This is a genomic window from Tistrella bauzanensis, from assembly GCF_014636235.1.
In the GTDB taxonomy this organism is placed as follows: domain Bacteria; phylum Pseudomonadota; class Alphaproteobacteria; order Tistrellales; family Tistrellaceae; genus Tistrella; species Tistrella bauzanensis.
This window is the reverse complement of sequence record NZ_BMDZ01000058.1, coordinates 1-13,563: the sequence shown is the minus strand read 5'-3', so window position 1 is coordinate 13,563 and position 13,563 is coordinate 1. Positions and strand designations below refer to the sequence as shown.

Below are 13,563 nucleotides of genomic sequence, written 5' to 3'. Positions count from 1 at the left end.
AAAGCCTCATGGTCTGCCCAAATGCCGCGCAGGCGCGTGCCGCCCCGCCCGCACAGCACCGCCACACGCACAACCCGGCCCGTTCACCTTTTCTGGAGATCCCGGACATGTCGCCCGTCACCACCGAGCCCGTGAAGCCCGCCAGCCCTGCCCGCCCCGTCACCCACAGCGTGGTGCTGATCGAGGGCGACGGCATCGGCCCCGAGATTTCGGCGGCGGTGCGGCTGATCCTCGATGCGGCAGCGGCGCCCATTGCCTGGCAGCCGGCGGTGGCGGGTGGGCGGGCGTTCGCGGCCGGTGTCGGCACCGGTGTTCCGGCCGACACGGTCGCCCTGATCGAACAGACCCGGCTGGTGCTGAAGGCGCCGCTGGAAACCCCGGTCGGCCATGGCGGCAAAAGCGCCAATGTGACACTGCGCAAGCTGTTCGAGATGTATGCCAATATCCGGCCGGTGAAGGAACTGCCCGGGGTGACCACGCCGTTTTCGGGGCGCGGCATCGATCTGGTGATCGTGCGCGAGAACGTGGAAGACCTGTATGCCGGCATCGAGCATATGCAGACTCCCGACACCGCCCAGGCGCTGAAGCTGATCACCCGGCGCGGATCGGCCAAGATCGCGCGCGCGGCCTTTGAACTGGCCCGGCGCGAGGGGCGCGGCCGGGTGACCGCCGTGCACAAGGCCAATATCCTGAAGCTGACCGAGGGGCTGTTCAAGCGCACGGTCGAGGCGGTGGCCCGCGATTATCCCGACATCAACGCCGATGACATGATCGTCGATGCCTGCGCCCACAAGCTGGTGGTGGCGCCGGAACAGATCGATGTCGCGGTGATGACCAACATGAACGGCGATATTCTGTCGGATCTGGCCGCAGGCCTGGTCGGCGGGCTTGGCCTGGCCGCCAGCGCCAATATCGGCGACCATGCCGCGATGTTCGAGGCGGTGCACGGATCGGCGCCCGACATCGCCGGGCGCGGCCTCGCCAACCCCACCGCCTTTCTTCAGGCGGCGCTGATGCTGCTGCGCCATCTGGGTGAGACCGAACAGGCCATGCGGATCGAGGCGGCGCTGGCCCTGACCCTGACCGAAGGCCGGGTGCTGACTGGCGACCTTGCCCGTGGCCGTGGCGTCGCGCCGTCCTCGACCATGGCCTTCGCCGAGGCGGTGGCCGCCAATCTGGCGCGGATCGATATGTCGGAGTTGCCGGTCGTGACGCCGGCCGCCACCCCCGATGCGCCAGCCCCCCGGCCCCTGCCCGGCCGCCCGGCCCCCCTGCCCGACCGACTCGTGGTCGAGACCCGCGCCGATACCGGCTTCGATCTGTTCTTCGAGGTCGAGGACGGCGATCCGGCGGCCCTTGGCGCCGAATTGACAGCACTGGCCGAGGCGACGCCCTTCCGGCTGAAGCATCTGTCCAATCGCGGCACCGCCGTCTGGCCGGGAGACGCGGCGCGCACCGAGCTGACCCCGCATTGGCGCGCGCGTTTCCTGTGCCGGTCCGACGCGGCCGCCCCCCATGAGACGGACCAGGGCTTCGACGATGCGGCGGCGCTGGCGCTGATCGGCCAGATCGGCCGGCGCTATCGCTGGATGCATGTGGAAAAGCTGGCGGCGTTCAATGGCGCCGACGCCTTCAGCCGCGACCAGGGCGAGGCCTGAACGGCGGGTCTTCTGGCCGATACAGACGAAAACACCCCGCCAGGGTAGCCCTGGCGGGGTGTTTTCACAGGAAACTGGAGCGGGCGATCGGGATCGAACCGACGACATTCAGCTTGGGAAGCTGACGTTCTACCGCTGAACTACGCCCGCGATGGCCCGAAGATAGCCGGGCGCCGCGCGGTGATCAAGCGCGCAGATCAGCCGGAACCCTCGCCCCTGCCCGCCGGTTTCGTTTTTCTTGACCCGCAGCGCCGGCGGCGTGTGTATGGGCCGGATCACATGTCAGACCCTGCCTCATGACCGGAGATCCGACGACGATGCCGTCATCGACCGTGCCACCCTTGTCCGCGCGCCGGATCGGCGCCTGTATGCTTGCCTTGGGCCTCGCCGCCTGCGCCGGGCGACCGGATGGCGACGGCGGGCTGACCGACGCGGCCGACATCACGCCACTGGCGGGTGCTGTGCGACTGGCCGCTCCCGAAAACGACATGACCCTCGACTGTCTGATCGATCTGGACGTGAACACCCACCAGCAGATCGGCCGCTCGGTTGCCATCGATCAGGCGCCGATGGGTGTGGCCTATCATCCCGAACCCGATGGCCGCGTCGCGCTGGCCGTGTCGCTGAACGACCAGACCGCCACCGCGATGATCCAGCCCGATGAGGGCCGGGTGACGGTGCTGACCCCGGCCGATGCGGTCTCGGCCACACCGCGCATCAGCCCGGCGGTGATGCCGGCCACCCATCTGGCGTTTCTGGGCGGCGACGGCGTCTATGGCCGCACCCTTGAAGCCGGCCAGCGGATGGCGATGACCGAACCGCCGCTGCTGATCGCCCTGCTTGACCGGATCTTCACCGGCGCCCCCAGGGCCGGGGCCTCACTGCGCAGGCCCGCCGCGGCCGACAGCCACCGCAGCGTCATCGGTATGGTGGATGTCGACGGCCATCCCGGCGTGCTGGTCCGCGGCAGCTATCGCCAGCGCACCGAGGGCGCCCCGGGTGTCGCCCTCGACAGTCATGACTATCTGGACAGCCGCGCCATCGCCGACAATGTCTATGACCTGGAAACCGGCCTGCCGCTGCGCCAGGATCTCGACATCACCGTCGAGGCACAGGGCCGCCAACCGCGAGCTGATGTTGCGCTATGTGGCCAGCCTGACCTGCGCACAGCCGGCCTGAGACCGCGACAACCCCGGCAGCGGCGAGACCTGCAACACATCTCGACGCACTGATCTGCCGATATCCGGGACGGAACTTGACACGGTGGCGGGCGCAGCTTCGTCCTGGTTCGCCGATCCCGCAGAAATGAGATGTATCACCTCACATTCCTTCCAGATTACGGCGCGGAATACGGTTTCTATTCATGAAACCGACTTGTTGCGACTGCACAATATGCCTTATCGTTGACCCGGATACGGATCGGATCAGGAGGGGTATGATGGATTGGCTGATCGGCTGGCTGTTCGGCGGACTTCTTCTCTATCTCGTCTGCGCGGTGGTGGTTCTGGCGATCCGGTATCGCATGACCGACAGCGAGGGCGGCAAGCCACGTGAAACCCTGTCCCTTGGAGCCTATCTGCCGGTCTTCCTGCGCACCTACCGGATCCGCCTGATCGTCTCCGTCCTCCTGTCTCTGGCCATGCCGCTGCTCGGCATCCTGGCACTGCTCACGATCTTCCTCTCAAAGTCCGACAAGGGCGGGAAGATGGTCTACAAGAGCGAGAAGCAGTTGACGCGGGATGAGATCGAGGCGAACCGGGCCTGGCTGGCGGCACTTGGCCCCAATCACGACAGCCGGGCGGTACGGATCGAGGCGATGTTCGCCGAACGCACCGAAACGCTCGAAGCGGTGAAGTTCCTCACCTGGGACACATGGTCCGGCCCGGAGAAAACAACCCACTACGTCGGCTTCAGCGTGAAGCGCAATCTGGCGGTGATGGATAACCGCGAGCGCGAATACCTCCGGATCGTCGAACTGCTCAACAGCGCCGCCGACGGGGAGGAAGACCTTTATCGCTTCTGGCGCACGGCACTGATCTGGGGCGACGGCAAGGGTGAAAGTGGCCGCAGCCAGTATCAGAACATCGACGCCGAACGGCCTGTCGCCTTTGCCATCGAGCACAAGGGTGGCAGCGTCGACCGGGTGGTGTCGGCCATCAACAATCATCTGACCGAGAAGCGCCGGGTCGGTGCATTGCCCGCGGCACTCGGCCAGGTGGTGGCAGACGCGTCGGATCGTCTGGCGCCGGGCGGCCAGGGCTGGCTGAAGCCCGAACAGGTGACCGAGACCATCTTCGCGCCCCAGTCGCCGCATGTGCTGCATATCGGCAGCTTCCCCAACGGCCAGCCGCTGACCTATTCCGGCGAGGGCTCGATGATCACCATCGCCCCGCCGCGCTCGGGCAAGACCCAATGCCACGTCTTCCCGAACCTGCTGACCTGGACGGGTCCGGCCGTTGTGCTCGACATCTCGGGCGACATCTACGAGACCACCAGCCGGTGGCGGGCCGAGAATGTCGGGCCGGTCTGGAAATTCAGCCCGCTCGAACCCGAGAGCAGCCATTGCTACAATCCGCTCAGTTTCGTGCGCAGCCAGCCCGATTATATCTGGGAGGATTCAAAGCTCCTCGCCGAGATGATGATCGTGCCGTCGAACGCAAGCGATCTCTTCTGGGAGAACGAGGCGCGGACCGTGCTGACCGCGGCCATCGCCCATATCTGCTATGCCAACACACCCGAAAACCGGCCGATGCATGCGGTGCTCGACATCGTCTATGGCGGCGAGGCCTGGCAGAACATGCTGATGGGCCTGCGCATGGCGGTCGACGTGCGGGTGATGATGCAGCATGCCAACGCCTTCGAAGGCATGAACGAGAAGACGCTGTCGAGCGTGCTGCAGACCGCGCGCTCCAGCCTGGGGGCCTGGGCAGGCGAGCGGATCTCGCGGGTGACCGCGCGTTCGGACTGGAGCCCGCTCGACCTGCGCGGCGGTGGCAATCCCACAATCTATATCTATATGCGTCCCAACGAGGTCGACGCCTATCTGTCGCTGCTGCGGGTCTTCATCGGCCAGCACATCCGCATGCTGACCGCCGGCGCGGTCCCGCCGCGCGGCTCGCCGCCGATCCTGTTCATGCTCGACGAACTGCCGCGGCTGCGCACCATGCCACCGGTCGACGAGGCCCTGAATATCGGCGCCAAATACGGGCTCAGGTTGTGGATGTTCGCCCAGAGCGTCGGTCAGATGCAGGAAGCCTATAAGAATGCCGATGGCATGATGAGCGCCTGCGCGGTGCGCGCCTATATGAATCCCACCGGCGCCGACGGCCTCGCCGAGCGCCTGTCGGAAGAGATCGGCTATACCGACAGTCTGGTCGACGGGCAGCGCCGCCGGGTGGTCGAGGCGGCGGAACTGGCCGGTCCCGCCTTCCGAGAGCAGATGGTGGTTTTTGGCCTGGGCAGCCGCCCCGCCCGGATACGGAAGGATTTCGCCTGGAAGGACGAGATCCTGCACGACCGCATGGGTGCCGCCCCCTTCGTGCCGACGGCGCCGTCAGGCGAAACAGTGGCCTGAATGGACAGGATCTGAACAGACCGGCGACAAGGAGAACGGCATGTCCTGGGATCCCGGGTATCGTGATGTCTGGCAGGCTCACCAGGAAAAGCTGGCCGAGGCCGAGCGCGCAGCACAGGCGCTTCGCGAGGCCGAGACGGCACGCGATCTGGCGCCGGACGAGGCCGGGCGCGCAGCCAGGGCCGCGGAGGTCGACCGGCTGCGCGACGAGAAAATCGCGGCAGAGACTGCGGTCGCCGCACTGGAGATGGATGTCGCCCGGACCGATCCGCAGCGGGCCGCCTGGCTGGAGGAACGGATCCCCCCCGCCGACGGGCCGGCACGGGAAGCCGATCCGCTTGCCATGATTGGACATGAGACGCTGTCAAATGTGATCGAGCAGGCCGCGCATCTGGACACCACCGCGATGCAGGTGGTGTCGACCACGATCGAGGCCCTGCCCACACCTGGCGAGGTGGCGCTCTGGGCCGAGTCTGCCTCGACCGCGAAACTGATCGAGACCGCCGAAGCGCTGGGCCACGCGCCGGGCGCGCTGCCGCCCGAGGTGCTGGCCGCGAATGCGCGGCTGGTGGAGCGCCTCGACACGTTCGAGCAGAACCGCGACGACATTCTGGCCCGGCCGGACGCCGACCCTCCCGCCCCGCCCCGGCCGGACCAGGAACTCGCCGAACATCATGCCCGGCAGCAAGAGGTGCTGGACCACAAGCTCGACGAGATGCGGGCAATGCAGGAAGCGCGCATCGCCCGTGGCGATGTGCGCGACCCGGATGCACTGCGCGCGGCAATGGACAAAGCCGCCGAGCGCGAGCGACAGATGTTGGAGCAGCGCCAGGAGGCCGAACGCCAGCGGGCAGCCATGGAACAGGCCGAGCGTGAGGCGGCTGCCCGTCAGGAAGCCTTGATGCTCGCCGCCCGCCAGCGCTGACCACCGGGGCCCGTACCCCGCAACCTGTAGCAACCCTGACCTGTGCACAGCCGGGGTCAGACCATTCCGGCTTCAAGCTTTCGTGATTTGCCGCAGACACCCGGTTCCGGCTTATGGTGGGGGCCATCAGGCAAACGAGCGGCCGGGGAGCGGGCACGATGACGGCAGGTGTGGCGAGAACGGGCGGATGGCTGCTGTCGGCGGCAGCCGCGCTGCTGATGGGGTTGATGGTGCATCAACCGGTGGCGCGGGCGGCGGAAGCCGATGCGCCGGCCGGCGCGCCCGCCGACGACACGGCGGCCTGGGATGCCGTGCTCGCCGAGGCGCGCGGCCAGACCGTGCGCTTCAATGCCTGGGGCGGCGACCCCAAGATCAACACCTTCATCGCCGATATCGGCCGGCAACTGGCCGCGTGCTGCGCGATCACGCTTGAACAGGTGAAGCTGGCCGATACCGCCGAAGCGGTGGGCCGGATCCGCGCCGAGGCGGCGGCAGGCCGGCTTCAGGATGGCGGCTCGATCGACCTGCTGTGGGTGAATGGCGAGAATTTCGTGGCGCTGCGGCAGGCGGACCTGCTGTATGGCCCGTTCCTGGACCGGCTGCCCAATGCCCGGACGATCGACCTTGACGCCAACCCGGCGCTGACCTCCGACGGCCATATCCCGGTCGACGGTTACGAGGTGCCCTGGGGCCTGTCGCAATTCGCACTGGTCTATGACCGGGCGGTGACCCCGCAGCCGCCGCGCGGCCCCAAGGGACTGGCCGGCTGGATCGGCGCCCATCCCGGCCGCTTCACTTATCCGGCGCCGCCGGATTTCATCGGCACCACCTTCCTGAAGCAGATGCTGGTGATGCTGCTGGACGATGCCGGCCGGGCCGCGCTGGCGGCACCTGTCGACCCCGCCCGCGCGCCCGCGATCACCGCCCCGTTGTGGGACTGGCTCGACCGCGTGCGGCCATCACTGTGGCGCCAGGGACAGGCCTATCCGCCAAGCGGCCCGGCGCATGAACAACTGCTGATCGACCGGGCGGTGGATCTGGGCTTCGCCTTCCATCCGGGACAGGCGGCATCGGCGATCGCCGCCGGGCTGATGGCCGACACCGCCCGGGTCGCCGGCTGGTCGGGCGGCGGCATCGCCAATGCCCATTTCGTGGCGATCCCGCGCAATGCTCCGGCCAAGGCAGCGGCGATGGTGGCCGCCAACCATCTGATTTCACCGGCAGCCCAGGCCGCCAAGCTGGACCCGGCGGTGTGGGGCGACATGACCGTGCTGGCGGCGGACCGGTTGAGCGATGACGGCCGCGCCCGCTTTGCCGCCATCGATCTGGGTCCGGCATGGCCGTCGGATGACGAACTGGGCCCGGCCCTGCCCGAACCGCATCCTGACTGGACCGGCTGGCTGGAAGCCGAATGGGCGCGGCGCTATCTGGGCGGCTGAGATGCAGATCCCGAACCCGGCCGGGCCGGCCGCCTTCCGCCCGGCGGCGGTGATCCGCCCGTCCTGGCCGCTGATGGCGGCACCGGGCGCGGTGATCCTGCTGCTGGCCGTGCCGCTGCTGGGCGGGCTGGCGGCAACCGGGCTGGCCGCTGCCGATGGCGCCGCATGGCAGGTGCTTGCAACCGAACCCGGCATGCTGCACGCGGCCCTGATCAGCCTGTGGACCGCGCTTGCCGCCACCCTGCTGTCGGTGCTGCTGGCCGGCGGCATGGCCGCAGGCCTGGCCGCCCTGCCCGGCTTCGGCCGCATGGCCGAACGCGCCGCCCTGGTGATGGTGGCGGCCCCCCATGCGGCGGTGGCGGTTGGGCTGGCACTGCTGATCGCCCCCACCGGGCTGATCTTCCGCGCCGTCAGTGGTGGTGGCGACGCCCTGCCGCCGGACCTGGCCGTCCCCGGCGACCGGTTCGGGCTGTCGCTGATCGTGGGGCTGGTGATCAAGGAAACCCCGTTCCTGCTGGCCCTGCTGCTGGCCGCACAGGCGCGGCTGGGTGCCGGCGCCGTGCTGGCCCGCGCGCGCTGTCTGGGCTGGCGCCCGGCCAGCGCGTGGTGGCGGATCGTGGCGCCACAGATCTGGCCGGTGCTGCGCTGGCCGGTGGTGGCGGTGCTGGTCTATGGCATCGGCACGGTCGATATGGCTGTGGTGCTGGGGCCGAGCCTGCCGCCGAGCTTCGCCGTGCGCAGCCTGTCGCTGCTGTTCGATGCCGACCCCGCCCGTGCCGCCGCCGGCCATGCCGCCGCCCTGGCGCAACTGGCGCTGGCAGCGGTGGCGGTGGGCATCTGGTGGCTGGGTGAGCGGCTGGCGCGGTTCTGGCTGGCGGGCGGTCGCGGCGATCATCCGGCCCGCATCGATCCACCGCTGGTGCGACGGCCACGCCAGCCCGTGGCGCCGGCGCTGTCGGGCCTGTCGGGGCTGGTCGGCGGTCTGGCGCTGCTGCTGGCGGCCGCCAGCCTTGCCACCCTGGTGATCTGGGCGCTGGCGGCAAGCTGGCGGTTCCCCGATCTGCTGCCCATGCGCTGGGCACCGGGCCGGCTGGCCGATACCGTGGCGCTGCTCGGCTGCGTCATCGCCCGCACGGTCTGGCTGGGGCTGCTGCCGGTGGCCATCGCCCTGCCGCTGGCGGTGCTGGTGCTGGAACGTGAGGCTTTGGGTGCAGACGGCGGAACCGGGGCCGGCCGCTCGCTGTCGCAGGCGGCGGAGGCGCTGGTCTATCTGCCGCTGCTGCTGCCGCCGGCGGCATTTCTGGCCGGCATCCGCGCCTTGGCGCTGCGCCTGGGGCTGGACGGCACGGTTGTGGCCGTAGTGTGGTGCCATCTGCTCTATGTGTTCCCCTATCTGTTTCTGGCGCTGCGCGAAAGTTATCGCCGCACCGACCCCCGGCCGCGGCTGCTGGCGCGCAGCCTGGGCCGGGGGCCGGGCGGCGCCTGGGTGGCGGTGATGCTGCCGCTGACCGCGCGGCCGATGGCGATTGCCGCCGCGATCGGCTTCGCGGTCGGTGTGGCACAATATCTGCCGGCGCTGATGATCGGCGGTGGCCGGCTGCCGGTGCTGGCCACCGAAGCCGTCGCCGCCGCATCCGGCATCGACCGGCGGGCGGCATCGACTGCAGCCCTGCTGATGACCGCCCTGCCCGCCATCGGCTTCCTGCTGGCCAGCCTGATCCGCGCGCCGGCCCGGGCGGTGCGGCAATGACCGCCGGGCTGGTGCTGGACCGGCTGGCGCTGCGCATCCATGACCGGCCGCTGATCGGCCCGCTGGATCTGACGGTGCCGGCAGGCGTGATCGGCGCCGTGGTCGGGCCGTCCGGCGTGGGTAAATCCACCCTGCTGGCGGTGATCGCCGGTATTGCCGGGCCGGGTGTGACCATGGCCGGCCGGGTGTGGCTGGATGGTACTGCCATCGACGGCCTGCCGCCCGAGGCGCGGCGCGTGGGGCTGATGATGCAGGATGATCTGCTGTTCCCGCATCTGACGGTTGCCGCCAATATCGGCTTCGGCCTGCCCGCCGGGCTGTCGCGGGCCAGGCGCCGGGCCTTGATCGACGCGGCACTGGCCGAGGCGGGCCTGGCCGGGCTGGGTGGTCGCGACCCGCTGACCCTGTCGGGGGGGCAGCGGGCGCGGGTGGCGCTGATGCGGATGCTCGTGGCACGCCCGCGCATGGTTCTGATGGACGAACCCTTCGCGCGGCTGGACCGGCCGCTGGCCCACAGGCTGCGCACGGCCGTGTTCGCCCGCATCCGCGCCGAGGCGGTGCCGACGCTGATCGTGACCCATGATCCGGACGAGGCGGCGGCGGCCGGCGGGCCGGTGCTGGATCTACAGGCCGCGGATGGGTGAAAGATGCTGATATCTTCAGGACTTGACCCCCGGTCGCGCCCGGGCGTATCGTGGCGCCCTGATGTCGCGGGGCACGTGTGGCTTGTGTCGGCGCATCCGTGGGGATTTGGGCCGGCCGGCTTGCGGACCACGTAAATCTCGCTGCTAAAAGGTCGGGAGCGGGCGCAGAACGGATTGTGCGTCGACCCGGCCAGAGGCCGGGTTTTTTTATGCGGACATGTGACCATGCGGGAAGACGGGGGCCGGAACGGCGTCGAGGACGAATGTGCGGCCGATGACGGGCTGTGGGAGAGCGATCGGGGTGGCGGCGACAAGCCGGCGGCCGGCGCCGGCCGCCGGCAGGCGACGCTGGCGGTGCGCGGCGGGCTGGACCGCAGCCCCCATGGCGAGACATCGGAAGCGCTGTTCCTGAATTCGGGCTATGTCTATGACAGCCCGGCCAGGGCCGAGGCCCGGTTCAAGGGCGAGGAGCCCGGCTTCGTCTACAGCCGCTATGGCAACCCCACGGTGCGCACCTTCGAGACCCGGCTGGCGGCGCTGGAAGGTGCCGAGGCCTGCCGGGCCACGGCATCGGGCATGTCGGCGGTGTGGACCGCCCTGGTCTGCCAGCTCCGCCAGGGCGACCATGTGGTCGCGGCCGAAGCGCTGTTCGGATCGTGCCAGTACATCCTGACCGAATTGCTGCCCCGGTTCGGCATCGAGACCAGCTTCGTGCGCGGCGACGACATCGCGGCCTGGTCGGCGGCGGTGCGGCCGAACACCAAGGTGTTCTTTCTGGAAACCCCGTCGAACCCGCAGCTCGAACTGATCGACCTTCAGGCGGTGGCGGCGGTGGCACGCGATTGTGGCGCCAGGCTGGTGGTCGACAACGTGTTCGCCACGCCGATCCTGCAGAAGCCGCTGCAGCTTGGCGCCCATGTCGTGGTCTATTCCGCCACCAAGCATATCGACGGCCAGGGCCGGGTTCTGGGCGGCGCCATCCTGTCGGACGAAGCCTTCTGCGATGGCGAGCTGCGCAATTTTCTGCGCCATACCGGCCCGACCTTGAGCGCCTTCAACGCCTGGGTGCTGCTGAAGGGGCTGGAAACCCTGCCGCTGCGGGTGCGGGAACAGACCCGGGCCGCCACCGCGCTGGCCCGGCGGCTTGAAAACCATCCGGCGTTGACGCGGCTGATCTATCCGGGCCTCGCCTCGCATCCCCAGCATGCCCTGGCACGCCGGCAGATGCGGGGTGGCGGCACGGTTCTGGCGCTGGATTTCGCCGGCGGCAAGGACGCCGCTTTCCGCTTTCTTGAGCGTCTGGAGGTGGCCGACATCTCGAACAATCTGGGTGACAGCAAGACCTTGGCCACCCACCCGGCCACCACCACCCATCAGCGCCTGACCGCCGACCAGCGGGCCGCCGTGGGTATCACCGAAGGGCTGGTGAGGGTGTCGGTGGGGCTTGAGGATGTGGAGGATCTGGCGGCCGATCTGGGGGCCGCACTCGACGCCGCATAACCGCTGGCGAGGCCCGTCTGCCGATTAGGGCTTGCGCTCGGCACTGGAAATCCGCTGCATTGGTCGCAATATTGGCTTCGCAGACCCTTCGAGGCCGGCATGCGGGCGGGTTTGCCGGGGTGGGGACATCGGTATGGTGTCGCCATGATGCGACGATTGAGCAGGTGGGGATGATGGCGGCGGAACACGAATACAGCGCGACAACCCGCTCGATCATGGTGGCGGTGCGTCCGTTCTATGTCGACGACCAGTCATCGCCGGAAGACGGGCAGTTTGTCTTCGCCTATCACATCCGGATCGAGAATCACGGCGCGGACACGGTCCAGTTGCGCAGCCGCCACTGGCGGATCATCGATGCGCTGGGCCGGCTTCAGGAGGTGCGCGGCCCGGGCGTGGTAGGCGAGCAGCCGGTGCTGGCACCGGGCGAGAGCTTCGAATACACCAGCGGCGCACCGCTGGCCACGCCGTCGGGCATCATGGGCGGCAGCTATCAGATGGAGAGCGCCGCCGGCGAGATGTTCGAGGTCGAGATCCCGAGTTTCTCGCTCGACAGCCCCCATGCCGCCCAGACGATAAACTGACCGCCGGCCCCCGGTCGCAACCGGATGAGGGGCCCGCCTCTGGCAATCCGCGCCGAATGGACTAGATCTGGTCTGAACCCCTTTGGGGCGCGCACGCAGGGACAGCCGGCACCGGGCGCCGCACGGTCGTCCGCGATTTTCGCCGTGGACGGGCTTGCAGGGGTAGCTGGCAAAACCTATAGTAGAAGTTCCATCAGGCAGGTGCAGGGCGATCTCTGGTTGCATTGCCCCATCCTGCCACCGGTTCGCGGACCGGGAGGCCGCCGTATCGCGGCCAACTGTTCCGCGTGATCACGAGAGCTGCCAGGGCATGTCCGCACCGATGATCCGGCTGGCGGGTGCCCACGTAAAACTGACAGCTTTCGTACGATCGGCCCGCCGCAGACACGACGCCCCGCGCAGCTTTTGCCAGCCGGGCGACGTGTCCAGCCGGCCGCACCCTGGGAGTTGCTTGAGCAATGACACGCGAAAACGTGCTGGCGGTGAAACTTGACGGCCAGGTGAAGACCCCGGACGCGACCTCTGCGGCGCGGCCGGACCGCGCCGAAGCCGAAGCCGCCGTGCGGACCCTGATCCGCTGGGCCGGCGACGATCCCGACCGCGAAGGCCTGCTGTCCACGCCCGATCGCGTGGTCCGGTCTTATGAGGAATTCTTCGCGGGCTATGCGCAGGATCCGGTCGAGATCCTGCAGCGGACCTTCGAGGAAACCGACGGCTATGACGAGGTCGTGGCGCTGCGCGGCATCCGGATCGAAAGCTATTGCGAGCACCACATGGTGCCGATCATCGGCGTCGCCCATGTCGCCTATCTGCCGCGCAGCCGTGTGGTCGGCATCTCGAAGCTTGCCCGCGTGGTCGAGGCGTTTTCGAAGCGCCTGCAGATCCAGGAGAAGCTGACCTCGCAGATCGCCAATGCGATCGAAGAGGTGCTGAAGCCCAAGGGTGTTGGCGTGGTGATCGAGGCCGAACACCAGTGCATGAGCACTCGCGGCGTTCACAAGCCCGGCGTCAGCATGGTCACCAGCCGCATGCTGGGCGAATTCCGCCACAACCCGACGCTGCGCCGCGAATTCCTCACTCTGATCGGCAACCCCGCCGGGTTCTGATCGCGGCGGCGACACATCCTGAAGCATGAAGAAGGCCCCGCCGACAATGCCGGCGGGGCCTTCTTCTGTCTGCCAGTGTCGTGGCTGGCAGGGTCCGTAACTGACAGGATCAGTGGGTCGAGGCGTCGAACGGCACCACGACCACGCGGCTGGCGACGGCCGCGCCGGTGACGGTGGAGGTCACGGTGACGTTCTGGCTGCCATCCACCGCCAGGGTGAAGCCGGACGGGGCGCTGAGCGGCAGCAGCACCACCGTGCCCGCCGTCAGCTCCGATTTCAGCACCAGGGCCGTGTGGTGATAGGTGATACCAAATCTCGTGAGTCCTGACTCATAGGGGATTCCCAAACGGTCAGGAGTTCGATTCAATGATCGCGGACCTGAGGGA

The 13,563-nt window shown here is 68.6% G+C and carries 11 protein-coding genes, 1 tRNA gene and 1 riboswitch; of the genes, 10 read left to right on the top strand and 2 right to left on the bottom strand.

From position 1 onward, the window contains the following. Positions 1-107 precede the first annotated feature (107 nt). Entirely contained in the window at positions 108-1,658 is a 1,551-nt protein-coding gene (locus IEW15_RS19520; protein WP_188581059.1) for an isocitrate/isopropylmalate family dehydrogenase, read from the top strand. A gap of 75 nt (positions 1,659-1,733) precedes the next feature. On the opposite strand, the gene IEW15_RS19515 is transcribed toward IEW15_RS19520, so the two are convergent. Continuing rightward, positions 1,734-1,808: transfer RNA gene (locus tag IEW15_RS19515), tRNA-Gly, on the bottom strand. A 167-nt stretch (positions 1,809-1,975) separates the two neighbouring features. Here IEW15_RS19515 and IEW15_RS19510 point away from each other — a divergent pair. The 9 genes from IEW15_RS19510 to folE all read left to right on the top strand — a co-directional run bounded on the left by IEW15_RS19510 (position 1,976) and on the right by folE (position 13,177). Then, positions 1,976-2,890: a hypothetical protein gene (locus IEW15_RS19510; RefSeq protein WP_188581057.1), complete on the top strand. Its 915-nt coding sequence runs from the start codon at positions 1,976-1,978 to the stop codon at positions 2,888-2,890. Positions 2,891-3,096: 206 nt separating this feature from the next. Beyond that, positions 3,097-5,232, top strand: a complete 2,136-nt coding sequence (locus IEW15_RS19505) for a type IV secretory system conjugative DNA transfer family protein (RefSeq protein ID WP_188581055.1) — start codon at positions 3,097-3,099, stop codon at positions 5,230-5,232. 40 nt (positions 5,233-5,272) lie between these two features. After that, positions 5,273-6,157 (top strand): hypothetical protein, encoded by an 885-nt coding sequence (locus IEW15_RS19500; RefSeq protein WP_188581053.1) that lies wholly within the window; start codon positions 5,273-5,275, stop codon positions 6,155-6,157. A 227-nt stretch (positions 6,158-6,384) separates the two neighbouring features. Further along, entirely contained in the window at positions 6,385-7,596 is a 1,212-nt protein-coding gene (locus IEW15_RS19495) for an ABC transporter substrate-binding protein (RefSeq protein WP_372402875.1), read from the top strand. A 1-nt stretch (position 7,597) separates the two neighbouring features. Next, entirely contained in the window at positions 7,598-9,346 is a 1,749-nt protein-coding gene (locus IEW15_RS19490; RefSeq protein WP_188581050.1) for an ABC transporter permease family protein, read from the top strand. Continuing rightward, a complete protein-coding gene (locus tag IEW15_RS19485) occupies positions 9,343-9,990 on the top strand; it encodes an ATP-binding cassette domain-containing protein (RefSeq protein ID WP_188581047.1) in 648 nt (215 codons plus the stop codon). The genes IEW15_RS19490 and IEW15_RS19485 overlap by 4 nt, the downstream gene beginning before the upstream one ends. An 88-nt stretch (positions 9,991-10,078) precedes the next feature. Further along, positions 10,079-10,158: riboswitch (SAM riboswitch) on the top strand. A gap of 57 nt (positions 10,159-10,215) precedes the next feature. Further along, on the top strand, positions 10,216-11,490 hold the full coding sequence (gene metZ, locus IEW15_RS19480) for an O-succinylhomoserine sulfhydrylase (RefSeq protein ID WP_188581045.1): 1,275 nt from the start codon (positions 10,216-10,218) through the stop codon (positions 11,488-11,490). A gap of 173 nt (positions 11,491-11,663) precedes the next feature. After that, positions 11,664-12,071: a Co2+/Mg2+ efflux protein ApaG gene (gene apaG / locus IEW15_RS19475; RefSeq protein ID WP_188581043.1), complete on the top strand. Its 408-nt coding sequence runs from the start codon at positions 11,664-11,666 to the stop codon at positions 12,069-12,071. A 458-nt stretch (positions 12,072-12,529) separates the two neighbouring features. Next, complete coding sequence (gene folE / locus IEW15_RS19470; protein WP_229708342.1) at positions 12,530-13,177, top strand: GTP cyclohydrolase I FolE; 648 nt, start codon at positions 12,530-12,532, stop codon at positions 13,175-13,177. 109 nt (positions 13,178-13,286) lie between these two features. On the opposite strand, the gene IEW15_RS26050 is transcribed toward folE, so the two are convergent. Continuing rightward, positions 13,287-13,563, bottom strand: a 277-nt coding sequence (locus IEW15_RS26050) for a hypothetical protein (RefSeq protein ID WP_229708339.1), incomplete at its 5' end; no start/stop codon positions are given.